At 45.6% G+C, this 26,505-nt stretch carries 19 protein-coding genes and 2 pseudogenes; 6 read left to right on the top strand and 15 right to left on the bottom strand.

What is annotated here, in order from left to right; all coding sequences use genetic code 11:
• Positions 1 to 102 precede the first annotated feature (102 nt).
• The 6 genes and pseudogenes from MiSe_RS23950 to MiSe_RS23975 form a co-directional block, all read right to left on the bottom strand.
• On the bottom strand, positions 103 to 273 hold the full coding sequence (locus MiSe_RS23950; RefSeq protein WP_226585581.1) for a hypothetical protein: 171 nt from the start codon (positions 271 to 273) through the stop codon (positions 103 to 105).
• Positions 274 to 411: 138 nt separating this feature from the next.
• Positions 412 to 5,592, bottom strand: a complete 5,181-nt coding sequence (locus MiSe_RS23955) for a PAS domain S-box protein (protein ID WP_226585583.1) — start codon at positions 5,590 to 5,592, stop codon at positions 412 to 414.
• Positions 5,593 to 5,670: 78 nt separating this feature from the next.
• Entirely contained in the window at positions 5,671 to 6,420 is a 750-nt protein-coding gene (locus MiSe_RS23960; protein ID WP_226585585.1) for an amino acid ABC transporter ATP-binding protein, read from the bottom strand.
• Positions 6,386 to 7,852: an ABC transporter substrate-binding protein/permease gene (locus tag MiSe_RS23965; RefSeq protein WP_226585587.1), complete on the bottom strand. Its 1,467-nt coding sequence runs from the start codon at positions 7,850 to 7,852 to the stop codon at positions 6,386 to 6,388. Before MiSe_RS23965 ends, MiSe_RS23960 begins: the two co-directional genes overlap by 35 nt.
• A 308-nt stretch (positions 7,853 to 8,160) precedes the next feature.
• Positions 8,161 to 8,322, bottom strand: a pseudogene (locus tag MiSe_RS23970) (carbohydrate porin); the annotation flags it as partial.
• Between the two features lie 297 nt (positions 8,323 to 8,619).
• Positions 8,620 to 9,942: an S-layer homology domain-containing protein gene (locus MiSe_RS23975; protein WP_226585592.1), complete on the bottom strand. Its 1,323-nt coding sequence runs from the start codon at positions 9,940 to 9,942 to the stop codon at positions 8,620 to 8,622.
• A 231-nt stretch (positions 9,943 to 10,173) separates the two neighbouring features.
• Here MiSe_RS23975 and MiSe_RS23980 point away from each other — a divergent pair, with 231 nt between their 5' ends.
• Complete coding sequence (locus tag MiSe_RS23980; RefSeq protein WP_226585594.1) at positions 10,174 to 12,483, top strand: tetratricopeptide repeat protein; 2,310 nt, start codon at positions 10,174 to 10,176, stop codon at positions 12,481 to 12,483.
• 246 nt (positions 12,484 to 12,729) lie between these two features.
• Here the strand turns inward: MiSe_RS23980 and MiSe_RS23985 are convergent, their stop codons facing one another.
• A complete protein-coding gene (locus tag MiSe_RS23985) occupies positions 12,730 to 14,016 on the bottom strand; it encodes a family 10 glycosylhydrolase (protein ID WP_226585595.1) in 1,287 nt (428 codons plus the stop codon).
• Here MiSe_RS23985 and MiSe_RS23990 point away from each other — a divergent pair.
• Both MiSe_RS23990 and MiSe_RS23995 read left to right on the top strand, forming a co-directional pair.
• Positions 14,015 to 14,221: a hypothetical protein gene (locus tag MiSe_RS23990; RefSeq protein WP_226585596.1), complete on the top strand. Its 207-nt coding sequence runs from the start codon at positions 14,015 to 14,017 to the stop codon at positions 14,219 to 14,221. The genes MiSe_RS23985 and MiSe_RS23990 overlap by 2 nt on opposite strands.
• A 170-nt stretch (positions 14,222 to 14,391) precedes the next feature.
• Positions 14,392 to 16,008 (top strand): NB-ARC domain-containing protein, encoded by a 1,617-nt coding sequence (locus tag MiSe_RS23995; protein WP_226585597.1) that lies wholly within the window; start codon positions 14,392 to 14,394, stop codon positions 16,006 to 16,008.
• Here the strand turns inward: MiSe_RS23995 and MiSe_RS24000 are convergent.
• A complete protein-coding gene (locus tag MiSe_RS24000) occupies positions 16,005 to 16,733 on the bottom strand; it encodes a LamG domain-containing protein (RefSeq protein WP_226585598.1) in 729 nt (242 codons plus the stop codon). The genes MiSe_RS23995 and MiSe_RS24000 overlap by 4 nt on opposite strands.
• A complete protein-coding gene (locus tag MiSe_RS24005) occupies positions 16,705 to 17,277 on the bottom strand; it encodes a serine/threonine protein kinase (RefSeq protein ID WP_226585599.1) in 573 nt (190 codons plus the stop codon). Before MiSe_RS24005 ends, MiSe_RS24000 begins: the two co-directional genes overlap by 29 nt.
• A gap of 804 nt (positions 17,278 to 18,081) precedes the next feature.
• On the opposite strand from MiSe_RS24005, the gene MiSe_RS24015 reads away from it, so the two are divergent.
• On the top strand, positions 18,082 to 18,429 hold the full coding sequence (locus MiSe_RS24015) for a late competence development ComFB family protein (RefSeq protein WP_226585600.1): 348 nt from the start codon (positions 18,082 to 18,084) through the stop codon (positions 18,427 to 18,429).
• A 4-nt stretch (positions 18,430 to 18,433) separates the two neighbouring features.
• Positions 18,434 to 18,919 carry a helix-turn-helix domain-containing protein gene (locus MiSe_RS24020; RefSeq protein WP_226585602.1) on the top strand — a complete coding sequence of 162 codons (486 nt, stop codon included), beginning with the start codon at positions 18,434 to 18,436 and terminating at the stop codon, positions 18,917 to 18,919.
• A 243-nt stretch (positions 18,920 to 19,162) separates the two neighbouring features.
• On the opposite strand, the gene MiSe_RS24025 is transcribed toward MiSe_RS24020, so the two are convergent.
• Positions 19,163 to 19,717, bottom strand: coding sequence for a WD40 repeat domain-containing protein (locus MiSe_RS24025; protein ID WP_226585604.1), 555 nt, complete (start codon positions 19,715 to 19,717; stop codon positions 19,163 to 19,165).
• A gap of 76 nt (positions 19,718 to 19,793) precedes the next feature.
• On the opposite strand from MiSe_RS24025, the pseudogene MiSe_RS24030 reads away from it, so the two are divergent.
• Positions 19,794 to 19,958, top strand: a pseudogene (locus tag MiSe_RS24030) (metal ABC transporter permease); the annotation flags it as partial.
• A gap of 174 nt (positions 19,959 to 20,132) precedes the next feature.
• Here MiSe_RS24030 and MiSe_RS24035 read toward each other — a convergent pair.
• The 5 genes from MiSe_RS24035 to MiSe_RS24055 all read right to left on the bottom strand — a co-directional run bounded on the left by MiSe_RS24035 (position 20,133) and on the right by MiSe_RS24055 (position 26,100).
• The gene (locus MiSe_RS24035; protein WP_226585607.1) at positions 20,133 to 20,450 is read right to left on the bottom strand and encodes a hypothetical protein; all 318 of its coding nucleotides are present in this window, start codon (positions 20,448 to 20,450) and stop codon (positions 20,133 to 20,135) included.
• Between the two features lie 239 nt (positions 20,451 to 20,689).
• A complete protein-coding gene (locus MiSe_RS24040) occupies positions 20,690 to 21,250 on the bottom strand; it encodes a Uma2 family endonuclease (protein WP_226585609.1) in 561 nt (186 codons plus the stop codon).
• Between the two features lie 491 nt (positions 21,251 to 21,741).
• Positions 21,742 to 24,264, bottom strand: coding sequence for an SPFH domain-containing protein (locus tag MiSe_RS24045; protein WP_226585611.1), 2,523 nt, complete (start codon positions 24,262 to 24,264; stop codon positions 21,742 to 21,744).
• A 140-nt stretch (positions 24,265 to 24,404) separates the two neighbouring features.
• Positions 24,405 to 25,709 (bottom strand): GUN4 domain-containing protein, encoded by a 1,305-nt coding sequence (locus MiSe_RS24050; protein WP_226585613.1) that lies wholly within the window; start codon positions 25,707 to 25,709, stop codon positions 24,405 to 24,407.
• 1 nt (position 25,710) lies between these two features.
• Positions 25,711 to 26,100 carry a Pepco domain-containing protein gene (locus tag MiSe_RS24055; protein WP_226585615.1) on the bottom strand — a complete coding sequence of 130 codons (390 nt, stop codon included), beginning with the start codon at positions 26,098 to 26,100 and terminating at the stop codon, positions 25,711 to 25,713.
• Between the last annotated feature and the right edge of the window lie 405 nt (positions 26,101 to 26,505).

Consider the following 26,505-nt stretch of genomic DNA (forward strand, 5'->3'; position numbering starts at 1 on the left):
TGGTTTTCCTTGAGAGCATTTTAGCGCTAAGTTTGGGTGAGGAAATCGGCCAAAATCCTCATTTTTGCCTAAAATGTGAATGCCTTTATTGATGTGGGAGGTCTAAGCACTAATATTGTATAAATCTAAGTCTTTAGCCAGATTGGAATTGAAAAATTGTAGCTTGTCTATAAATTCGGTTACATTCCCATAGCGACTGAGTAATTTTTCATAAATTTCTTGATGCAAGTCAATCGTCACCCGCCCTTGAGTCCAGGTATGAATTGGGTTCATAACTTAAATGGGTATTGGTTTTTATCAATATAGCTGAAAGGAATCGCCTCATAAAAGTTAGAAATTACACCTTGACAAAAAGACAGAGATACAGTATTTAGCTGCGCCCGCAAATTTCATCTTTGATAACGAATTGAGTCAATCGGTCTGTGAATTGGTGGTTGAAATCACCTCATGTAAAGCATTTAATAGATCCTTGAGCATGTAAGGCTTTAACAAAAATGTCTTGACATTAACCGCCAAAGCCAATTCACTATTAGCAGAAAGTCCGCTAGTGGCGATCGCTTTGACCTGCGGGTTAATTTTTTGCAGAGCGCGGATAGCGGTCAATCCATCCAGATTTGGCATCATCAAATCCATTAAAACTACGCTGATTTCTTGTTGGTGTTGGGCATAGAGGGAAAGCGCTTCAATGCCATCGCTAGCGAAGAGAGTTCTGTAGTTGTAGTTTTCTAGGGAAGTCTTAGCAATCTGTCTAATGGTGGCCTCATCATCCACAATCAGAATCAACTCGCCATTACCAATGGGCAGTTCCTCATCTGGGATCGGCTGGCTAAGTTGTCCCTCGCAGGCTGGCAAGAAAACCTGGAATTGCGTGCCATTTCCTATCTCACTATAAACCTTGACAAAACCGCCGTGGTTTTTCACAATCCCCTGTACCGTTGCTAGTCCCAGTCCCGTTCCTTGACCGATTTCCTTGGTGGTGAAAAAGGGATCGAAAATTCGCTCTAACAGTTCGGGTGGGATGCCAATTCCTGTATCGGAAATGCTAACAATAACATAGAAACCTACCTGAGCCTCCACATTGATTCCGGCATAATTTTGATCCAGATAGCGATTTTCTGCCGAGATCTTTAAACTGCCGCCATTGGGCATCGCATCGCGGGCGTTGATGATGAGATTCATCAATACTTGATGGATTTGGGTAGTATCAGCCGAGATAGTCCACAGTTCCATCGTCGGAATGTTGGTAGATATTTGGATGGATTTGGGAAATGTCTTGTTGGCAATGCTAACGACTTCCGAGAGCAGGTGTCCTACTTGCAGAATTACGCGCTGGCCTTCTTGTCCCCGACTAAAGGAGAGAACTTGTTTCACTAAACTCGTTCCGCGGTTAGCACTGACTTCGAGCAGCTCTAACATTTGTCGCGTCTGTTCGTCGAGATTGCGGAATTTGAGGGGAAGCAAGTGAGAAATGGCGAGAATGGGAGTCAGGATATTGTTGAGATCGTGGGCAATGCCGCTAGCCAAAGTGCCGATGCTCTCTAAGCGTTGGGCGCGGTAGAACTGTTTCTCCAGTTGTTTCTTCTCGGTGATGTCGCTGTTGACTACGAGAATGGATTTGGGCTGTTCGGATTCATCCCGCACTAGCGTCCACCGACTCGCTACCTTTACTTCTTTACCGGATTTGGTGACTTGTTCGAGTTCGCCTTGCCAGAAGCCTTTCTCTATAGCAATATTTAGATTTTCAGCTAGTTGAGATGCAGATTTTTTGTCAAACAATTCATCGGCGGTTTTCCCCAGGGCTGCTGCTGCTGTCCAGCCATATAAGCGTTCGGCTCCTTGATTCCAAAATAAGATGCGGTTGTCTAAATCTCGGACAAAAATCGCGTCGGTAGCGATATCAATTAAAGCTGCTTGTTCGCGGATTTTTTGATACAGTTCTGATTGTTGGATGGCAATGCTAACTTGGTTTGCCAGTTGTTGAAGTAACTCGATTTCTGTATTTTCCCATTGTCGGGGAGCCGAACATTGATGGGCAATTAACAGACCCCATAACTGTTCGCCTTGTAACAGGGGAATGACTAGGTTGGCTTTAACCTGAAACTGTTTGAGCAACTCAACGTAGCATGGTTTGAGGTCTTCTGTGTCGATATCGGTGATGGTGGCAATGCGCCCCTGACGATAGGGTTCGATGTAGCGATCCTCAAAACAAGGATCGAAGATGGTAATCGAAAGGATCGGTTTCCACTCTGCCCCCACCGATTCCATGATGACTTCCCCCTGCCAATCGGGGCGAAAACGAAAGATAATTACCCGATCTGTGTTGAGCAACTGTCTGACTCGTTCCACGGTGCGGGATAATACCTCGTTTAGATCTAGCGATCGCCGGATATCTTGGGAAATGTCGGCGATCGCTTGTTCCCGTTCGATTTGCTGCTGTAGCGCTAATTCCGCTTGTTTGCGATCGGTGATGTCAACAGCAGCCCCATAAAGTACCAGTTCTTCTGGGTAAGACTGTACTTTACAGAGCAGCCAGCGGTAAGAGCCGTCTTTGTGCCGATAGCGGTTTTCAAACGCAATGGTTTCCTTACCAGAGAACAGACTTGTGGTTTCTGTGACAGATGGGTTGATGTCGTCGGGGTGAACAAACTCAGTCCAGGGACGGGATGTCATTTCCTCGGCTGTCCAGCCGAGTGTGGTCTCAAAAGTTGGGCTAACCCAAAGAAAATATCCGTTGCTGCCCGTTATTACTTGCAAATCCGAACCAACGGCAAGAAACCGCTCCCGTTCCTGTTCCGCTTGCTTGCGATCGCTAATATCCAGATTGATGCCGCTGAGCCGAATTAGCTCGCCCCGATCGTTCAAGGTCGGGCGACCCCGACTGAGCAGCCAGCGAATGCCCTGTTGGGGGTGAATAATGCGAAATTCAAGTTCGATCTCGGGCAGGCGTTGCTCGATTGCTTGCAATACGTAGGCGTTAACCCATTGGCGATCGTCTGGATGCAACAGGGTGTTATACCAGTCTTCGTACTCAGGTAAACCCTCGTCTGGATTGAGTCCGTGCAGATGGTACGTCTCAGATGACCAGGTGAGTTTGCCTGTGAGCAGATCCCAGTTCCAGGAGCCTGCCCGAGCGCCCGCTAGTGCCAACCGCCGCATTTCTTCGTTTTCGCGCAGGGCGGCTTCGGCGCAGGCGCGATCGAGGCGCGGGAAAGTGCGATTTGCTACTTCGCGCACCAACTCTATTTCGTCCTCGCGCCAAGTGCGCGGAAGCATATCGTTAATCGAGAACAAATATTTCCACTCGCCATCCTTGTGGAACGGCACGGTGATGAACGACAGCGCCCCAATTGCAGCATTGGCTTTTGGGTTTGTGACGGAGTTGGTTTGCGTGTTTTCGCTGACGATGGTTTCTCCGGCACGAACGCGGCGGCGGAAATCCTCGCTCACCTGTTCTGAAAGGCAAATCCTGTCTGGGAGGCGAAACGCACCTTCTGGATTCCAGCGACCGAGATACACCACCTCATCTTGAACTTCGTCCACTTGGCAAAAGTTGCAGGTGGTGACGTTGAGATACGCGCCGAGTTTCGCGCCTACCGCTTGGATAATCTCTTCGGCGGATGACAGACGGGAGAAATCGTCGGCGATTTCGGCTAAGAAGGCAGCATTTGCTTCGCGGCGTTTGCGATCGCTGATGTTTTGGAAAATGATGGCAATCCGGCGGCTGTCTGAGTCGCCGACTTTGAACACGTAAAAGTCATACCATGTTTGATCTGGCCCAGAGTATCGTTCCAAACGCTGGCCTTGACCTGTGCGGGCGACACAACCGAAAATTTCATACCAGTATGACTCGTAATTCGGGTTGATTTCCCGCAGCCGCCGTCCGGTGAAATCCTGCCCCAGCATTGCGATCGCTGCTGGATTCGCCTCCAGATAAAAGATGTCAACGGGCTGGTCGTTTTCGTCAAAAATTACATCGGCGAGAAAATATCCTTCGTCGATGGAATTAAATAATGTGCGATATTTTGCTTCCGATTGACGCAGGGCTGCTTCGGCGAGCTTGCGATCGGTGATATCGTACTCAACCCCAACCATCCGCACGGGTTGTCCTGCCTCGTCGTAAACCGCTCGCCCTTTGCTATGTAGCCAGCGAATGCTGCCATCATCTAGAACCAAGCGCAACTCTGCTTCGTAGTCCGCGTGAGTTTCTAAAGCTTGGATAATCTTTTGTTCGGCGAACTCTATATCGTCGGGATGAACGCGATCGCGCCAGCGTTGATAGCTGGGTTCAATTTCCCCTGGCTGATAGCCCAACACAATGTAGTGACTGGCGTTCCAGAACACATCTCCCGTCGCAATATGCCACTCCCAGATGCCGATGGTGTTTAGATCGAGGGCGAGGCACAACTTTTCTGCACTGCTTTGGAGCGCGATTTCTAATTGCTTGCGATCGCTAATATCCCTAAAGTAGAGTCCTAACCCCACAGGTGAGGGATAGGCATGAATTTCAAACCAATTCCCAGTTGGTTCGTATAGAACTTCTAAATGCACCGGCACCTGTTGAGCCATCGCTCTCCGATATTCCCGCTCAATGGACTGCCCAACCGTCCAGGGAAACACTTCCCAATGGCTTTTGCCGAGGATTTCTTCGGGTTCCAGATTTGCCAATTGGCACAACTGGCGCATTGAAGTGGAATTGGCGTAGACAATTCGCCACTCCAGATCCAGCATCGTATAAGCATCGGTGATGCTTTCCCAAATGGCGAGCATCTGCTGATGCGACTCCTGTACAGCCGCTTCGGCTTGCTGGCGCGAGGCTTCCAGTTGCTTGACTTCAGTGATGTCTTTAATCAGTACCAGATAGGACTGCTTGCCTGCCTCCGCAAAAGCAGATACCGTCACTTCCACATCGATTGCGCTGCCGTCTTTCCGCAGATAGCGTTTTTCTGACTGGTAGCTATCCCCATGTGGCAGATCGCGATCGTCAGAATGGTTAATATCGTCAACGGTGAGGGCGAGCAATTCGGCTTCGGTGTATCCGGTAATCGCGCAAAAGGCTGCGTTCGCGCGCAGGAAGCGACGAGTTTTGATATCCGCCTGTGCCATGCCTACGCCGGTCAGGTTGAACATAGCACGGAATTCTGCTTCAGTTTGGCGCGATTCTGCTTCTGCTTGCTTGCGTTCGCGCAGCGTTGCGGTAGCAGTATCGCTTATATCGTGATGCACGGCTGCGATTGTCCAACAGCTGTCTTCAATCTTTTGGCAGACACAGGTGCTGGAAATCCAACAGACAGAACCATCTTTGCGATAGAAGCGATACTCGGCGGTGGTATTGCGTTTGGCAAACAACGCTTCAAACAGCGGCATGACGATAGTTTCCCGATCCTCTGGGAAAACCTGCGACAACCACAGGGTTTTGTCTGCCATCAATTCTTGAACGGTGTAACCAAATAGTTCTTCACAACCCGTAGACCAGTATTCATACTCCCAATCCCGGTTTTCCCAAACTCGAAAACTGGAGATCGCGGCGATCGCGATATCTGCCATGATTAAACTGCTCTGGAGATACTTAGCTGCTGCATCTGATTGTGACATCCTCCCACACTAACCGCAAGCGGTATAGCGAGCTTCTCCCCAAATCACAATAGAAAAAGTATAACCATGTAACCATCTTTACAACATTTTTTCTAGGAATTGCTGCGCGCGATCGCATTTCGGATTGCTAAAGAATTCCCGTGGGGGGGAATCTTCCGCCAGTTGTCCTCGATCTAAGAATAAAATCCGGTGGGCGACTTCGCGGGCAAACCCCATTTCGTGGGTGACGATAGCCATTGTAATGCCAGTTTTGGTCAAGTCTTTCATTACTTCTAGCACTTCGTTGACCATTTCCGGGTCGAGTGCCGAAGTGGGTTCATCGAATAACATAATATCCGGTTTCATCGCCAGACTGCGCGCGATCGCCACCCGTTGTTTTTGTCCCCCCGATAATTGGGAAGGATAAGCATTTGCTTTTTGGGATACTCCTACTTTTTCTAGCAATTCCATTCCTTCTCTTTGCGCTATTTCTTTTGTTACTTTCTTCACTTTAACTGGCGCATACATCACGTTTTTCAGCACCGTCATGTGCGGGAACAAATGGAAATGCTGAAACACCATGCCGATATTTTGACGGACTTTCATTATATCGGTTTTTGGTGCGGTAATATCTGCACCTTGAATATAAATTTTCCCTGCCGTTGGTATTTCTAGCAAATTCATGCACCGCAAGAAAGTTGACTTACCCGACCCCGAAGGCCCGATAATTGCCACAACTTCCCCGCGTTCAATATTGGTGGATATTCCTGACAAAACTTTGAGGTTTCCAAAGTCTTTATGCAGGTTTTCCACTTTAACTGCTGCGTTGTAATCTGCGTTCGAGTACATAACCACTCCATGTTAAAACCATGACCATTAAATAGTAAATTGCCCCGGCAAATAATAAGGGTTCAAAGTAGATGTATTGTTCTGCCCCTACAATTTGGGCGCGACGTAACAAGTCAGTCACCCCAATCACTGAAACCAAAGATGAATCTTTAAGCAATGCAATTGTTTCGTTGACCAGCGCCGGCAGAATATTTTTAAACGCCTGGGGTAAAATAATATCCGCCATCATCGGTCGATAGGGAATGCCCAAAGATAAAGCAGCTTCCCGCTGTCCTTTATCAATTGCCAGAATACCGGCGCGGATGGTTTCGGAAACGTAGGCCCCGGAGTTGAGGGTAAATGTAATTACGCCTGCTAATAAGGCGGGAATATTGTAACCCGTTAATTGCGGCGTTGCGTAATAAACTAACGCAATTTGCAATAGCAGGGGCGTGCCTCGAAATATCGAAGTGTAAACGGTGCCAAACCAAAACAAAAACTTGTTCGAGGAGATTTTAAACAAAGATAAAATCGTTCCCCAGATGAAGCCTAATAATAACGAAATTGCGGTGAATTGTAACGTTACTAATATTCCTTGCAGGATGAAAGGAATGCGGGGCGCTATCTTGGCGAAAGGTAAGACATTGGAACTGGTGGCGGGTGCGGTTTTGCCTTGATTTTCAAACCATTTTTTGATTAACCTTTCGATTTCGCCGCTTTGTTTCATTTCTGCTAAAATGCGGTTGAAATCATTGACTAAACGGGAATTTTTCGGGAAGGCAATCGCACTACCAGCTTCTTCAGGTTTACTCGGAATTGTACTAAATTGCAAATCCGGGTTATTGGCGATAAATCCTTTAGCAATTGTATCTTCAATCACCGCCGCATCGATTCGCCTTGCTTTAACTTCTTGGATCAAATCGCCGGTTCTATTCAGCGCTACAAGTTGGACATTTTTAAATTCTTTCGCCGTTTTTTCTTGCGTCGATCCTAACTGGACGCCGACCTTTTTTCCTGACAAATCTTTGGGGGTTTTGAGATTGCTACCTTTGCGGGTAACAATTGTATTTTTAGCTTCGTAATAAATATCGGAGAAATCTACATTTTTCTGACGTTCTTCTGTGGGAGTCATCCCCGCCATTGCAAAGTCAGCGCGTCCCGACTGCAAGGCGGGAATAATGCCGCTAAAATCTGTATCTTTTATTTCCAAATCGTAGCCGAGTTGGTTGGTAATATATTTAGCAATATCTACATCAAAGCCAATAATATCATCTTTGCCGCTGGCGGTATCTCTAAATTCATACGGGGGATAGTCCGCCGATGTCACCATGACTAATTTTTGCCTGGCATTTCCTTGTTGTGCGATGACGCCGCTAATATCTCCCAAGAACGCAGCGAGCAACAAAAAGGCGATGCAAAATAGAACGAAGAATAGCCATCTCCGGTTTGGCATTGCTATTATTTTCATGGTGGATTAGATAATAAACCATTACTAATAGAACTATAGTATACGATCAACTACCTTAAGGCTTAGATTTGGAGCGAGACACCCGGTTTTTTGAACAATACCTTGATCAAAAAGCCGATACCCTCAAGGGTATCGCTATACAAACTAAGCCCGCCTGCGCGGGCTGAAATTCTAAAAGCCCGCGCAGGCGGGCTTTGTTTGTGTAGCCCCAGGCTAAAGCCTGGGGGCGGCTGGTGTTTGACAAAAATGGCAAAGGTATTGTTCAAAAAGCCGGGTTTATGCAATGTTTGTAACTAGAAAGCAAAGCTGGTTCTAACGACACCGATTACCACATCGGGATTGCGTTCGTAGTGGTTAGGTGCGGTGAGCCAAAAGAAGCCGGGGGTGATAGAAATGTTATCATTGATCCGAAATCTGTAGAAGGCTTCAACGTGCAATCCGGTGTTGCGATCGCTTGAATTTGCTGCGTAATATCAAGTCTGGTAGCAAAGGTTGTGTATAGTAGGGGCGGGTTTTACGAGAGATATTTGCTAACAGCGCTATTGTTACAGCGGATTGCAAGCTCGTCTAGGGAAAGCCAAATGGCTTCGTTTGTGTAGCGGCACCCTTAAGGGTGCCGCTACACAAACTCTCGGTGTACCTCATGCGGGTGCAATCCGCTGTAAATAAACCCGCCCCGGCAGACGCTATCCATGCCACCGGACTTGATATAAGTCCCGATCTTTTTATCCCAGAAACCCGGGTTTATTAAGCTAATTAGACTGCGGTTTCAATTGCAACGCCTCTTTTGCCGATACTCCTTCCCCTTGGGTGCCAAAATACCAAAGCGTCGCTGCTGCTTCGGCGCGAGTCACTGGTTTTTTCGGTTGAAATAAAGTAGTAAAACCAAAAACTCGGCGGATATTTGATACATCTGCATTTTGGTGATCTGCCAAAATTGCCCTTAACGCTTTCGGGTCAATTTTACCGGCATCTTGGAAACCCCAAGTTTGTTTCACCGCATCAACTGAAGCATTGGGTAAAGATTGGCGAGTGTCTAAAGGTACTTTCCAAAGCATCATTTGTTCCCGCGTCAAAGGTGCGCCGGGACGAAACAATACTGCGGTACTATCGCCAGATAAAGGACTGGGAATTAAACCCGCTTCAGCTAATCCTTGAATGGCGCCGAAGTCGGGGTGAGTGGGAGGCACATCTTGAAATGCCGGTTGAGAAGATGAATTTGCCAACCGAATTTGTTTCGCCGGATTATTGGCATACATGCGATTATTTGTAGCAACTAACCAACTGGCATAATCGCGGCGGCTGATAATAGTATTGGGTGCAAATTGGTTGCTGGTAGTGGGGGGATTGGTTTTTGCTGCTGGGTTAGGAGTTAATACTTCCAATTTTGCCAAATCGGTAATGTAAGAACGCAACTCTTTTGGCGCATTATTAATATCAGCAAAAACTTGCGATTCGGTATTAGTAGAAGTGACGGGTTCTGGTGATGGAGTTGGCTCTTTAGCAACCTCTGGAGATGGGGAAGGTGTCGGCGTTGCAGTCGCTGCCACGCTACTGTTGCGGGTATAGGTAATAGTAAATTCCGTTGTTGCAGGAGTTTGATTGGGTGAAGGCGTCGCGACATTAGTTGGCGCGGGTCGAATATTTACTGTCACTTGTAAGTCATTGCGACGCGCTACCAAGGGACTTTCTTCAGCAGTGGTTTGGCTGACAATTTCCCAGTTGTTATTTTGAAATTCCTTTTGATAGAAACTTTGCACGATATTGGTAGGAGCGTCGCTAGTCCAGCGCGTTAATTGGGAAGCATCCTGTTGGGTCACTTCCTTTAACGTCGCATCGGGATAGCGGGGAATTTCTGATGGAAAATCACCTGGTAATTGAACTTGCGGTTGATTCTGCTGAGGATTTGTATCGGTTACTGGTTGACCCAGAGTAACCGGGTTTTCTTGCAACTGAGGATCTGCTGCTAAAGATTGCTCCAAATTTTTACTATTTGGACTGTTGGCGCAAGCAGTCAGCGAGGTTAGCAGCAAAGCCGCACTCAAGAATAAGACAGGGAGTTTGTCAGGTAACATAGTGAAAAGTTTATCTCAATCCCTACCCTAGCGCAGTCTGGATGCACTGACACGACTTGGCGAGATATTGTGTAGGGGCACGGCATTTGACAATCTATTGATTTACAGTTCTATGTTGCTGATGCCGTGCCCCTACTCCCGTGTATTCTATTCTGTTGCAAAACGCTGTAAAAATATCCGGAAAACAAGTCCAACCTGTGGAATAGAGCAAAAAACGGTTGGGACAGGATCGTGATTGGTCAACTTGTGGATGGACGTTACCAAATTGTTCGAGTTTTGGGCGCAGGAGCGTTTGGGCAAACTTTTTTAGCCCAAGATATCAAACGTCCGGGTCATCCCTCCTGCGTGGTGAAGCAACTGCGCTACCTCAGCAACAACCCTCAAGGGTTGCAAACTGCTCGCCGCTTATTTAAAACAGAAGCAGAAATTCTAGAAAAGTTAGGTCAGCACAACCAAATTCCTACCTTACTAGCTGACTTAGAAGAAAACCAAGAATTCTATTTAGTTCAACAATTCATTCCCGGTCATCCTTTAACCCAGGAGATTTTTCCCGGTCAACGTTGGACTGAAGACCGAGTTATCAAATTGTTAACAGAAGTGTTGCAGATTTTGGTCTTTGTCCACGGAGAGGGAGTTATCCACCGGGACATTAAACCCGCTAATTTAATGCGCCGCGAATCAGACGAAAAAATATTTTTGATTGATTTTGGGGCGGTGAAAGAAATCGGCACTCAAATTGCGCGGGGAGAAATCATTCAAACGGTTGTAATCGGCACTCCGGGCTATATGCCAATCGAACAATTTCACGGTCAGCCTCAATTTAATAGCGATATTTATGCCCTGGGTATGCTCGGTATCCAAGCACTTTTGGGATTAGCCACAAATGAGTTAAGCAAATTGCGAGACCCCAACAATCCCAACACGGGTGAAGTCGTCTGGCGCCACCGAGGACAGGTGAGTGCAGAATTAGCAGATGTCATCGATAAAATGGTGCGACCGGGCTATCTTCAGCGTTACCAATCGGCAACGGAAGTGCTAGCTGATTTGGAAAAAATTGGTGCAGTTTCTGGTAATTCATCTGTGCCGACAACGAGGGTTTCTTCTATCCAAAATATCCAGAATAACGAGCAGAATCAGCCTCAGAACAAGCGGCGGCGAATTTTAGCAGCAAGTGCCGCTTTAATTGTGGTGGGTGGATTGGCGGGAGTTGTTTACAGTCAGATGCCTCAGAGTCGAGCGATTGCCTTCTACAACCAAGGGCTGGAAAAGGCTAAAACCGGCGACAAGCAAGCAGCTATTGAACAGTTTAATCAAGCAATTCAACTCAATCCCAATTACGCCCAAGCCTACTACGAACGAGGCGATGCTCGCTTTCACCTGGCAGATTATCAGGGAACAATTGAAGATTCTACTCAAGCAATTCGGATTAATCCCAACTATGCCGATGCTTACAGAAGGCGTTGCGCTGCTCAAGGAAATTTAAAAAATTATCAAGCATCAATTGAAGATTGCACGCAAGCAATTCGGCTCGATCCTGCCAATGCTTTAACTTACGTCAATCGGGCAAGTACTTACTATAGTCTCGGCGATAAACAAAAATCGATTGCAGATTCTTCTCAAGCGATTCAGATTAATCCTAAACTTTCTTTAGCCTATATCACCCGTGGGTTAGCTCGCGAAGACTTGGGAGATAGACTGGGAGCAATCGAAGATTACACCCTCGCCATTGGGCTTGCTCCCAACGATACCAGAGCCTACATTAACCGGAGCAATTTGTATCGCAAACTCGGAAAGTATCAAGAAGCGCTGAAAGATGCCAACCAAGTAATTCAAATTAAACCGAATAATTCTTTAGCCTATTACAATCGCGGTCTAGCTCACCGCGCACTGGGCGAAAAGCAATCGGCAATTGAAGACTTTCAGAAAACTGCAAAACTCTGCCTCGAACAAGGAAATCAAGGCTGCTACAAAGACGCACAATTTTTAATTGAGAAAATACAAAAACCTGAACCAGAGTCTAAACCAGAAACCCCACCTGTAACTGTTTCGCAACCACAATCCCAACCGCAAATTTCACCTCCACGAAGAAGGCGACAACCGAACCCGATTACTGTTACTCAACCAGAACCGGATATACAAACTGTTCCGCGACGACGCAGACCCCAGCCAGAACCAACTGCTGAGGCTAAACCAGAACCACAACCAACTGCTGAGGCTACACCAGGTCCCGACCCGAAAACGGTTCCCTACTACAAACCTCAACCAAGACCTGAACCTGAACCAAAAACTGAACCTGAACCAAAAACTGAACCTGAACCAAAAACTGAACCTGAACCAAAAACTGAACCTGAACCAAAAACTGAACCTGAACCAAAAACTGAGCCTGAACCAAAAACTGAGCCTAAATCAGAGCGCGGTGTGCAAACAGTTCCGTACTACAGATCCCGACCTGCACCGGAACCCGAACCCACCGCTGCGCCTGAATCAACACCAACCCCTGCGCCTGAATCAACAACAACACCAGAGTCGCCTGGGTCATAGATAATAACTTAAGTTGCTAGTTATCTCATGCATAGCAGCTAATGGCTAATGGCTAATGGCTAATGGCTAATGGCTAATGGCTAATGGCTAATGGCTAATGGCTAATGGCTAATGGCTAATGGCTAATGGCTAATGGCTAATGGCTAATGGCTAATGGCTAATGGCTAATGCTAGTAAAAATCCTATATTAGCAATTAGCAATTAGCAGTTAGCAACGCCCTTGTTTATAACTAGCAACTTGAGTTATTATTTATTTGAGGAAATAAGCTTTTTGACCGCAGCAGCAGTCTGTTCTGGTTTTCCATCGGAAGGAAACACTAAAATACTCTGAATTTTGGGATTGCCAATCAGTTCTGGTAAGCGATTTAACTGTTGATCTGAAATGGCAACCCCCTGATAATTGACGGCATACTCTAGCTCTTGCTTAAAATTAGCATCGTTATAAATCTGAATGAAAGCTCGGTCAACATCCCAATTTGCCCAATCAGCGGCAAAATAACGCTTACCCCAATAAGGATTGTGATGGCAAAGATCGAAGCTAACGCTCGGATTCACTTTTTTGATGTCCGCTCTCATTTGTCGCACAAAATTAGTTAAATGAGTAGTCCGATCGACTTTTCCAGGTAATTCAGCATGATACCCCAGGTAATCATCCCACTGAACTGCATCGATCTTGGGATACTTTTTGACGAACTCGACTGAGATTTTTCTGAATAGATCGGCAACTTCTGGAATCTCGACATCTAGTACGTAATGTTCGATCCCAGGGTAGGTTCTATCGACTCCAGGCACCACCCATTTTTTAGCAATTGCTATGTCAAAAATCGGGCTATTTTTATCAATTTTAATGCCTTTCTCAAAATAGGCGTGTACTTGCATTCCTTGCTTGTGCGCCTCATCAATCAGCCAATCTAACCATTGCTCTTGAAATTGGTTGGGGCAACTTTTTAATCCGAATGTTTGCTGCATCACCTCGCTGTTATACATCGTGCAGCCATTGCCCCAAACGCCATGAATAATTGTATTTATGCCTTGTTGGCGATAGTAACGAACTCGTTCGCGAATTGTTTGTTCGCTAGCATTATTCGTCACTTGATAGCGACTTAAGTAAATTCCTCTGATTTGTTTTTGCTCCCAAGTTGTTTGAGGCGATGCGGAGGGAGCAGGGGTGACAGGTGAAGGTGAAGCTTGTGGTTTGGTTGTTGGTGTTTCAGTTTGAGGTGATGCGGAGGGAGCAGGGGTGACAGGTGAAGGTGAAGCTTTTGCTTTGGTTATTGGTGTTTCAGTTGGCATCACTTTTGGAGGAGCATGATTGGCAACTGCTACGGGAGGCTGCGGTGCAGGAGTAAAATTTGGCGCAGGTTGTTGTTGATTAATAGGCAGAAATTTACTGATGCTTTCAGGTAGAAGTTTGCCGATATTTAGTCGATCTAGATTTGTAAAGCCCCAATAACCAAGACCTAACAAAACTACGAGGAATGAAATTGGAATATTAGCACATCCACAGCCAGGGTTTTCTTTTTTGTTTGGCATGGTAATGTTAGCGATCGCTCCAAGCATCTCATATCAAGTTACTTCACTCGGCGATCGCTCAATTCCGCATTCAGAGCGAAACAAAATTTTAGCCGATCCAATCTCCACAAGCACCGAAGCCGCAGCAAAGGTAATGCTGTCACGAGCGCTGGGAACTAACGGGCGGGTAGTTCATTTAGTATTACAGCAGATTGCAGCCGCTTGAGGTACAGCGAAATCGCTTTGTTTGTGTAGCGGCAGCAAAAATGGCAGCCGCTACACAAACCTTCGGTGTACCTCACTCATTTGCAATCTGCTGTAAATATTACTTACTATCCACACAGGATGTCTGTTATGGGCGTATATTGTTTGTAAGACTCACCCTGACTGGTAAACATGTTCGCGACAGATTCTCTTAGAGCATCGGCGACGGGAATGGAAATTGTTGACCGAGCCAGACGCAGACAAGGTTGGACAAAAACCTGCACCGCCACATGGTGGCAGACTGCACACACCTCCAGAGCTACATTGCGTCGTTTTTGGCTGGGTAAACCTATTCAGCGCGATAATTTCATCGCTATTTGTGCGGCTGTTGGTATCAGCAATTGGTCAGAAATTGCCGATACTAAATTAGTACCAGAATCAGAACAAACGGTATTAGCAGATTGGGGAGAAGCGCCCGAATTAGACAGTTTTTACGGACGCACAGCCGAGTTGAATCAACTGGTGGAATGGATTTCGCAAGACCGTTGTAAAGTAATAGCTTTGTTGGGCTTGGGCGGCATTGGCAAAACGACTTTAGCCGTGATGCTAGCCGACCAAATTCAGGAGCAATTTGAGGTTTTAATTTGGCGGTCTTTAAAAGTTGCCCAATCAATTGAGTCGCTTTTGGGCAGCTTGCTTTCTGTTTTATCTTCCACTCAAGTTGTTGTTTCACCTGGGGAAATTAATCGGGGAATATCCCAACTAATCGAGTATTTGCGACAGCGACGGTGTTTGGTAATATTAGATGAAGCCGAGGTAATTTTTGCCAGCGACAAAAGTAAGTCTCGTCCTGGCGTTGGACGCTGTCGCGAAGGATATGAGGGCTATGGGGAATTATTGCGACGTGTTAGCAGCGATCGCCACCAAAGTTGTATCGTGCTAACCAGTCGGGAAAAACCCCAAGAAATTGCCGTATTGCAAGGAGAAAACTTGCCCGTGCGATCGCTACAATTACGAGGTTTGCCACCCCAGGAAGCAATCGAGATTTTCCAGGCTAAAGGTTATTCTGATTCTGAACCAGGACTGACGGAATTAATTGCGCTTTACGGCGGTAATCCCCTAGCGCTAAAAGTGATTACAACGATGATACAGGAAGTGTTCAACGGCAATGTTGCCGAGTTCCTCAGTCAGAGTACGTTGGTGTTAGGCGATCGCTTGCGTACCCTACTCCAGCAACAAGTTAATCGCCTCTGTGAATTAGAAAAGGAGTTACTATATTGGCTAACAATTGAGCGCGAACCCGTTTCGCTATCGAGGTTACAAGCCAACTTGCACGTGCCTCCCGCCGCTTCTTTTGTTGTGGAAGCGTTGGCTTCGTTGGAGAGGCGATCGCTACTGGAAAAAGTCACCCCAGCCGATCGGGTGCTTTATGCTCTTCAACCCTTGGTGATGAAATACGTAACCGAGGAATTAATCGAACAAGTTATCGATGAAATTGACGCCGTATTGGAAACGCAAAATATCGAGCATTTCCAAGTATTCAGAAACCATTCTCTGGTTAAGCCTAACGCGCCTTCTAACCCGGATGACCGTTCAGCTTACCAGGTGCTGGCACGGCTCGTGCAGAGCCTCCAAAGGGAGTTTAGAAGCGAAAGTAACCTGGAGTCCCATCTGTTGCAAATACAAGGGCTGTTGAGAAAGCGATCGCCCCTTGCAGTAGGATATGCAGGGCGCAATCTGCGAGAAATTTTCCAAGCTTTAGCAATTTATTCAAGTACTTCTGATTGGCAGGATATTCCAATTCGCTAAGGTGCAGATGACAATTGCTGTATCTGTTGTGCATCTAAAGCCACGTTATAAAGTTGCACTTGATCGATACCACCTTGGAACGCATTCCAGCTAGGATGATAGCCAATAGAAATAGGACGGTCAGAAGCTTGAAGCGTTCCTCTAGCTACCGTCGAAGCTGCCAATTGACCGTTAATGTAAAGTAATATTTTATGACCATCAAAAACTCCAGTTAAGTGCGTCCAAACACCAACGGTAGCGGGTGCTGAAACTTTGATAGGAGTCCCCCACTCGCCGCCAGGAAACGCCACTACAAACTCATAATTACCATTGGCAATACTCAGCATATACGAGTCCATTGCATACCACTTATTCACAATGGTTTGCAGTCCTGATAGGCGTGAGGGATTCACCCAAGCGCTAACGCTCATTTGATTGGTAAATCTGAAGCTAGATTGGTCGGGAATTTCAATTAAAGAATCGACACCGTTAAACCAAGCTGCATATCTAAATTTCCCCTTCCCACAGGTAACATTCCTAACAGTTGTTCCGTTAGCTGTATTAACTAATTGACTAGCAAGTAAAGATTGACCAGCACCGCCGCACTCGTTAAAGTCCCAAGAGGCTACCGGGAATGGCAAGCTAGATTTTACTAGGCTGGGGAAAGTTCGATTGTCTTGTTTTTGGCAAACCTTATCCTGTAATAACGCGAAGGCACTAGGCAGTTGGTTCAAGATCAAAGTCATGCTTGCTCCTATCAGGATGAAAGGTGCTGCGATAGGTATCGGCAACGGCCCCAAAATCCACCAGAAAAATCTTACCGTTTTCACCCCAAATCAGATTTTGCGGCTTGATATCTCGGTGAAAGACAGGCGGTTTCAGCGATTGCAGGTAAACCAGTATTTCCAATACTTGAGTCGCAATAAGTCGCACTCCACTTTCATTCGTGCGCCAGCCTTGTTCCTGCACCATTGTTGCTAGAGATTTGCCTTCAACAAGCTGTTGAACAATATAAAATGCCCTGTCTTCCCTTGTGTCTACTTCAAAGTAATCCAGATAGCGGGGAATGGCTGGGTGGTCTAAGTGTTTGAGTATTTTTGCTTCGCGTTCAAACAAATCTAGCTGCTTCCAGTCTTGGAGGTGGTGCAGTGAAACGGCTTTCAGTGCCACTTTTTGACCGCTTTGTAAATCTTCTGCTTTGTAGGTGATACCGCAGCCACCCCGTCCTAAAGTATCTAAAATGCGATACCGTTTGGCGATAATATTTCCTGTTTCGTGCAATGCTGCCATAGGTTTTCTCCTGTAGAGTGTGACCTGGTTAAACTTACTGCAATTGTTCAGGATAAGTATTCAAGGTGTTTGTAGGTTAGGTTGACTCAGATCTTGCACCATTGTTCGCAACCGCCAGAGAATCAATTCTCTGGCTAATAGCGAAAGTCCATTGAAATGGACTGTTAATCAGATTTCAGTCCACTGAGCGTGGACTTAGGCTAAAAGCCCTTGGACTTGAGTCCACGGCGGGCGAAAATCATAGGTGCAAGATCTGAGTTGAGAAACAGGGATACCCAACACCAGCATGTCTTTTGGCTGGTTGGGTTTCATAACTTCAACCCAACCTACAACTAATAAAGCAACTTGGTTAGCAAAGCGCTCTGTTTGTCCTACACCAAGTATATGCCAAGATTGAGTGCCAAAAGCCTTTAAACGAACGGTGAATCAACGAGTGAATCAAAGGTGAGTCAAACAGTGAGCCTGTTTCCCAAAATAATTATGGCATTCTGTAAGACATGGGAGGCAGGCGGCAAGCATCCTAATAACCAACCAGTTGAAGACTACCACGCCTTATGAGTTCAATTCGCGAAATAGTTCAACAAAGTTTAACGACTGGTTTTCTAAGCATTGCAGAGTAAGAGCAACTCCGGCGGCTATTAAAAACCAAGTACGACTGGGAAGATTTAGATGCCTTTACGCTCTTACAGCGAGCCGTTATGGATGGTGAATTCAAACAGGAATGTCGTCATTTGAGAGCCTCTTTGTTTCATCCACATGTGAGTAATTACCACAAAAAATCTTTCACTTTTTGCCAGGATTTTTATGAATACCTCAACGCCAATTAATAGCACAAAGTTCTATCGCAATGCTTTGGAACCGTTAGTAGCAGAAGAATTAGAACGGCAACTCCAGCACCTGCCACCCCAGTTAGTTAAATATTTGCAATCAGAGCAAATTATGGCATATGCTCTCAATCGTTTACCTGCTATGTACGCAACAAGTATTGAAGGATGGCAGCGACAACAGCTAGTCGCTAAAAATCGGTTTCAAAATCAAATTGTTGTGGCAGTGCGTCAAGGGATAGCAGCCGTTCAGCGAGATCCTTTGAAAGTTTCAACGCCTTTGATGTTAAGAGAAAATCTCGAATCTTCTCTCCCGTCTCTGGTGTGATATCATGTCTGGACTATGGCGCATCAATTCAAGAAGTAAAAAAGTTCAACTTGTGGCTACTATGGGTAAAAAACCAGGAATTAGAGTTACTCCAGATCGAATCGAAACAGTTAAGCTGGCTGTCGATCGTTTATTTCATCGTCAGCAAGATTTAGCTGATAAAGTAGGACTTGCTCGCTCGACAGTCCAAGCGTTTCTGCGAGGCGATCGCGTGTCTCGCCTCAACTTTGAAGAAATTTGCGTGGCGTTGCACTTAGACTGGGAAGCGATCGCAGAAAAACCCCAACCATCTGCGATCGCAGAAAATGAAGATAACCCAACCTCGTATATTGATGCTTTGGTCGAACAAGTAAGCCAGAACTTACATGACAAAATTCAAACGCTATATGGGCAGATTAAACCACTAGATATTTGCCAACCCATTCACATAGAAAACCTTTGCGTAAATGTCAATATTGTCGTTAGATCAAATCCGGTTGCATCGGAATGATCGGCCTTTCTTGCTAATTGCTAATTGCTCATTGCTCATTGCCCCTACGCGCAGTAATTCCGATGCAAACGGAGATGATATAACTGGCTAGTAAATCAAGTTGCTAGTTATCTCATACATAGCAGCTAATGGCTAATGTCAGTAAAAATCCTATATTAGCAATTAACTATTAGCAATTAGCAATTAGCAATTAGCAATTAGCAACTTGCGTTAGTCGCTAGAATGTTTTCTTTTTAATTGCGATTAGCGGCTGCTAAATCCCTTGCCAGTTGTACTTTGTGACCAAACGATTAATTCTCCGTTTTGTCCTCCGGCGGCGAGTTTATGACCTTGGGGATGCCAAGCGAGGCAGGAAAAACCGTCTGGTGCGCCTGTGAGAGTTTGAGCGAGTTGTTTGGCTTTTTGCCACAAACCAACTGCACCATCATCGGCGGCGGAAGCGAGGAGGAAACTGCCGGGTTGGAATGCGATCGCACATACAATACCCACATGTCCATCTAATATACGACCATCCCAACCAATTGTTTCATCTGCATCTTTTTCCCACACCACAACGCTATTCGCACAGGATGAAGCTAGCAGGGGAACTCCCAATTGCGCGTTGATATTTGACCAAGATAAATTGTGTAATTTACCTGGAAAACCGCGCATTAACCAGGGACTGGGGTTACCCCATTCCCAAACTGTGAGGGTGCGATCTAAGTTGGCGGAGGCGATGTATTTGCCCTCGTTTGACCATGCGATCGCTAAACTAGCAGCAGCTACTTCTAAAATTTCCGGATCTTCATCCCAGTCCAAAGCATTCCAAATTTTAATTCCTTGATTTCCAGCAACGGCGATAACTTTAACCTGCGCTTCTCTTGCTACCGATTGCTACTACTTAAACGTGCCATCAGGGGCAGCAATTGTGTTAGTTGTTTCGGTCTTATTTATCTTAACCCTGCTGTTTAGCCCTTCTCAAGGAATTTTGACGCGACCCGAAGTCGCCCATAATTCTGTGAGAATTGTGCGACTGCTGAATAAATTAAAAATTAAATAAAATTATTCTCGTTCCAGTCGGAACGAGAAGGGCATCCCACGGACGGGGCGGGTTTAACGAAATATTTCTTGGTTCCACTGAATGGTTGGTAAAACCCGCCCCTACAACACCATTAAATATGCAAGTACGATGCTATCGCACATGATATTAAATCTAAAATCTAAAATCCAAAATCTAAAAATTGGGTTGGGGAAAGCGACCTTGCAGTTGCTCGAAACCATTTTGGCAGGTAGCACAACCGCAACCAGATTGATGGATAGAATTAATTTCGTCTTTGGCGGTTAACATCGCTGGGGAATTTTCCCCATGTTTTTTGCCAAAGGATACTGGGATAGTTTGGATAGCTGGCGTGGATAAAAGTTGGACTGTTAGTGGGCGTGCGATCGCGCAGCGTGCCGTCAGGCGTATCGCGGCATGGGCAGGATGTGCCAAAATCAGCATAGCGCCCAAGATCCAAGAGCAAGCAAGCAACAGCAACTTAATTTTGTTCATAGTTCGCACCTTCGTTTTTATGTAATGACTAACTAGCCGCAGAAATGTTTCTATTCTAACCGAGATGATGCCAGCCGATTCTAACCCAAGTTATCCTCGCCAGGACTGACGCCAAGAAACTGGGTTTCTAGGAAAAATCTTCGACTTGCAACAAGCGATATGCACACCCCTAGCTACGCGATCGCACCAAGAAACAAAGATGATAGGAACGCCCTTGCGTAAGTTCTAACCCAGTTGCTTCAACCTGGTATTCTTGCTAATTGAAAAACCTGCTGTGCCGTAATTTCCAAACCCTCAAACAGAGAATCAACTAATAGCGTATCTCCCATATAAGTCGGCGGCGGCGCATCTGGATAAAAAACCGTAATGCTTCTCGCTTGACTATCCACCACCCAAACTCGCAACACTCCCGCATCCAAATAATCCCTCGCTTTAGCAGCTAATTGCCCAAAAGTTTGTCCCGGTGAAATAATTTCGATAACTAATTCTGGCGGAACAGAACAGGCTCCATCTTCCTCCCAGTCTGACGGAAACCGAGCGGCAGAAATGTACAGAAGATCGGGGCTTGGTACCCAGTCTCGACCTCTTCTAGTTAATTTAATCGCTAATTCTGGACAAACCTCACCTCGTCTGGCACACCATTCATCCAACAACTGAAGTAGTACCCTAGTAAGCCGAGAATGAAATTTTTTGGGTGACATTTTTGGTATTACCTCACCATCCACCAATTCGTAAGTCACATCGCCTTCTGGTAGTGCCAGAAATTCTTCCAGAGTGAGTTGTTTTTTTGTTTGGAGCATGAATTTGCGCCCCCTGCTAAAAATTGCCAAGTAAAAAGCCTCTCCACAAGGAGAGTGCTTTTATTGTAGCTATAACTTTCGCACAGAAACCGGGTTTTTTGGCAAAACCCGGTTTCTTGTTGCTGATCGCTAACAAAATCCCTTGCGTTGCTGTAGGTATAGCACTTCTGCACAGAAACCGGGTTTTTTTGGAAAAACCCGGTTTCTTCAACCTAGCGATCGCAGCAAGAAACCCGGTTTCTCAGATCGTCGCTAAAAAACCCCCAAAAACAAAAAGTGCCCCCAATTGGGAGCGCTTTTAGCTATAAACTAGCGATCGCACAATTTAATCTCATCTGTGCTGACATCGGTTGTATATATTTTCAGGTTGCGTAGGGGCGGGTAATACCTGCCAATTTCTGATGCTAACAGACCAACTCTATAAACCCGCCCCGGCTGATGCAATACTTATGGAAAAGCACGGTAAATTACAAAACCCTATATTCGATTAATTAGTGTAGTTGAATACCGCATTTAAAGCAGAAATTGTGATCTAATGGATTTTTAGTCTGGCAATTAGGACAGACAATGTGACTTTGAGGAAGTGCAGCAGGTTGGGGTTTTGGTAACTCGGACAGCCTTGCTTTATTTTTCAGTGCAGTATCCATGTAAGCAGTAAACTGTAATGCTGACATATCGCTGACTGAGGTTGGAATACCACCTTGGCTATCCACAAAAATAGTTGCATTTGCCCCCGGTACAACTGGTAATTGGTTCTCGGCTGCTCTCGTGGCTATCTCTAACTTTGTGTAATTATCAGAACCAATAAAATTAACTATTGCTTGAGTTACAAATGCATCGGCTTCTCCCTTAATTCGGAGTGCTTGGGCTTCCGCTTTTGCCTTCTGAACAGATGCCTCAGCCTCCTTTTCGGCAATTTTCACATTCGCTTCAGCTATAGCCACATCTTTCTGTGTTTCTGTCTGGTGCTTAGCATACATAAGTTTTTGATGTTCTTCTTCAGCCACTTGTTCTGCTTGATAAGTTTTGAGCTTCTCCTCGGCGATTTTGCGATCGGTGAGAATCTTCTCCAGTTCATCAGGCAGATCAATTTCACCAATCAACGTGTCAACAGCTTCAACACCATAACTACTCAGTGCTGATTTAATATGATCTATAGCTTCTCTTTGGCGATCGCTGCGATTTTTCAGAAAGTCTATCGCTTCATAATTTTGAGCAGAATTCCGGAAGTGATTACCAACCATCGGTTCTAATACCCTGGTTACCAGATTTTTGATGGAGGTAAATTTGAGGGCGTTTATGGAGGTAGAGCCATCGCCAACCGTTGGCTCCCAAACACCGCTCCCTGGGGAACCAACACAAGAAATCATCCTGGGAGCATTTTCTCCAGCTATACTAATAACCTGCGCCACCTCAATATCAAAGGCAAATCCATCCTTGGAACGAAGGTTCAAAGCATTAAGATTGGCATCATAGTTGGTTGGCGGCTTTTGTTTGTTTGACCAGTCGAGGGTAATTTGATGAGTTGGGACGATGACCACATCCTTCACTTTTGTGTTGATGGGATACTTACCAGGATAGAGTGGCTGCTTGCAAATACCTCTATATCCATTTTCAACAGGTTCATGACTAGCATTGTTCTCAGGATTGTTCCCGACGTGGGAGATGACAACTCCAACAGTTCCCACCTCAATAGTAGTTAATGGCACTTGCTCAACCTTGACAAACCAGGGATTCAAATGCCAAGAACCTGATGGCACAACTTCCTGTTGCAAACCTTTACATCCACCTCGCTCAATAAATTTCTGTGGGTTTTGGAAGTTGTCATGTCCCTGGATGATTGGACCTGCAATTTCACCTGGTGCAATTGCGGCCCCATCAAAAGTTGTGACAATACCAATCTTGTCTGCATCCACTGTATACACCCGTAAATGATTAGGGTTCATGCCATGCTGGGCAGCATTGGCAGCAGTAATCACCGTGAACAGATCGGTGTTAATTTGGTAAGTGCCAGCAGTCAAGATTGCTCGCTGCTTTCCTTTCTGACCACCCTCATTTATAAATGCCGCCGCATCCTGAAAATTGTTGCAATCAACAACTTTACCCAAGATTTGTCCTTCTGGCAGGTTAGCACCATCATTGGCAATGACAAGCGCAATTTCTCCTTGAGGAACATTGATTACTCGCTGCTTACGAATAGTAAACAGATTGGTGTTAATCTGGTAATTGCCAGCAGTCAGGATTGTTAGTTGCTGACCGCTCTCGCCACCGTTGTTCAGAAATGCCGCCGCATCCTGGAAGTTCTTGCAATCAACTACCTTACCAAACATGCGTCCTGGTGGTAGGGGAATACCATCATTGGCTTCTACTAGCCCAATTTCGTCCGGATAAATATCAATTACTGACTGCTTACGAATAGTAAACAGATTGGTGTTAATCCAGTAAGTGCCAGCAGTCAAAATTGCCAGCTGCTGACCCCTCTCACCACCGTTTTTTATAAATTCATGGGCATCCTCGAAGTTGTTGCAAGCAACTACCTTACCAAACATTTTTCCTGGTGGTAGGGGAATACCATCATTGGCTTCTACTAGCCCAATTTCGTTTGCAGAAATATGAATTACTGACTGCTTACGAATAGTAAAGAGTTTGGTGTTAATCCAGTAAGTGCCAGCAGTCAAAATTGCCAGCTGCTGTCCCCTCTGACCACCGTTCTCCAGAAATTTACGGGCATTCTGGAAGTTGTCGCAATCAACCACCTTACCAAACATTTTTCCTGGTTCTAGGGGTTCACCATCATTGGCTTCTACTAGCCCAATTTCGTCATCGGCAATCTTAGTTACCGGCACCTGATGAATGGTATCATTCAAATACGAAGGATGTAATCCGGGACGGAGAATATCTGCCTGGAAACCTACTTCCCCATTCAGGGCAATCAGTCGGGAAGGGCGAGGGCCTCCCCATTTCTTTTCGACAATGCCAACTTTATCTTCAGCAATCTTAACGAATCCAATCATAATTCCAAACAGGGTGTATTTTACTTGTGGGGATTGACTGACCAACCTAGTTTTAGCGATACACCCTAGTAATTACCGCAAGCTGGTAATCTTTTTTCTAATTCTTTGAGATTACCTAAGTAGCTGCTCCCTGACTGAAATTAAAATTTTTCTGCACTTACGCGAGGGAAAAAATTGTCAAAACTTGATTTCCAATCGTGCCACAGATGATTACCGTATCCAAATGACGGCAGGTGTCCTTCTTTAGCATCTAAGCTAAATGTAAATTCATCGTATTTTAACCACTTATTATTCCGTCGCCAGCCAATACGCTCAGCCAATTTATATACATCGAACTTGTCTGCTTGACCGCGAATGTTACGCCAAATTTGCTGCTGTACCCTGAAACCAAACTTATCGTTGCTATGCTCTACCCAGAACTGGTCAATTTTGCGAACAACGGAGCAAGGTAATTTTGATATATCTTCTTGTCTGCACCAACCCTCCTGTTCTCGACCAAGCACTCGCAGTATCAATTGATAGGTTTCATTATCTGCTTCTTTCCAATTGCCTGCTATCAGCAAATTCCGCAGTTTGGCGTAGTCTACTTGCGGCTCTTCACTGGATTCATAGAGTGGAGGAGATTCAGATTTTGCGCCCTTTCCTCCTCCTAGTCTTTGATGGGAGCAGTCAGCATCATTCTGAGTGGTGATATCCTCTGAAGTCCCGTCTCCCCGTATCAAAATCTGCTGGGATTTATTTATAGGTTCAGCAATAACGTAAGGTGTTTGCTGAGCATTCTTGTATTGACGAACCAGTTCAGTGACTCGACTAAGATGGTCATTCAACTGCTTAACCGTGGCGCCTTGTCCTATGTTACGTAAACTGTTCAGCAGTACGTGAGTAAAAGCACCTTGCTTTAATTCCTCAATTTCATAAGAGTATTGATTAGGACTACAGGAAAAAAAGCTAATAACTCCGGTCTGACGTGCTTCTTCAGCCGTTTGTCCTCTAATTCCTTCACCTGCTTTTATACCTTGGTTACGACAAGCATCTAAAATTAGGACTACATTATCAGCACAACAGCGTCGCAAACGTTCTGTGATGTAGTTGATAGTAATTGCGGTATTTTCTACATCCCCTGGATCGCCATCGGCAGGCATGAGATAATCACGGTCAGCATGGCGCATCCCGTGACCGCTAAAGAAAAACCAAAAGTTATCCCCTCGTTCCATGCGGGGGTGTTCAAAGAACTCCCGCAAAAATTTCAGCAGGTTAGCACGGCGGGGACGTGTTGAAATACCATTAAAATCAGGTGAGTCATCACAAAAGAAGAACACCCGTTCAAAACCTGCTTCATTGCGGAGAAAATCATGAATTAACTGTGCATCCCGCTTGGCATAGTTCAAGGGTTGCAGGAATTCGTACTGATTAATGCCAATGGTAATTGCCCAGTTTTTCCCCATTTCACTGTGTTTCTTTGCGCTTGAACCTGAGTGTTATTCCACCCTTTCCGCCAACTTTTCCGCCAGTTCCCAGTAACTTAACCGCACCTTCGCCGTTAATTTCCACCACCAGTTCAATTTCGTCTAGCTGCATTCCAGGGGAGTCAACTTTCGCTTGCTGTTCAGCACGTTGAAACAGCCTTCCTACTACTTGCAGAAAGCGAGTCATTTCTTGCTCTAATTTTTGCACCCTGACTGGAACCGCATCCCCTACCTTTTTTGTGTCAGTTCCCGGCTTTACCTCATCGCTCCAACTTCCCCCTAGAGGAGTACCGTCTTTTCTCCCGTCCGTCACCCCTATCGGAGAAGTTTCATTAGTAACTATCCAAATAATGTCTTCTTCGCCCATCATAACTTACAATTTTAGTTACTGCATTTAATGATACGCACAGCTATTAGTGATTTCCGGGTAAAAATTATTCACCTGGCAGTAAAATAAAGCGATCGCGCCGCACAATTAAATTTAAAAATCCCTTCTTTCGACAAATTGAGCAATCTGGATAAAACACGGTCAGGACTGACGCCAAGAAACCCGGTTTCTCTGAAAAATCTTGCGCCAAGGAACTAGATCTCGCGCCAGAAACCCGGTTTCTATCCAAAATCTTGGACTTAGAACGAGCGATCGCCGCTAAAAAACCCCAAAAACAAAAAGCGCCCCCCTAAAGGAGAGCGCTTTTCGTTAAAGTTCTAGCAACCTAGATCTTAACCATTGATAACCGGAGCGGTTAAAGCAACGGGAGCAGATTCACCAGCGGCT

The sequence above is a fragment of the Microseira wollei NIES-4236 genome (assembly GCF_020521235.1).
In the GTDB taxonomy this organism is placed as follows: domain Bacteria; phylum Cyanobacteriota; class Cyanobacteriia; order Cyanobacteriales; family Aerosakkonemataceae; genus Microseira; species Microseira wollei.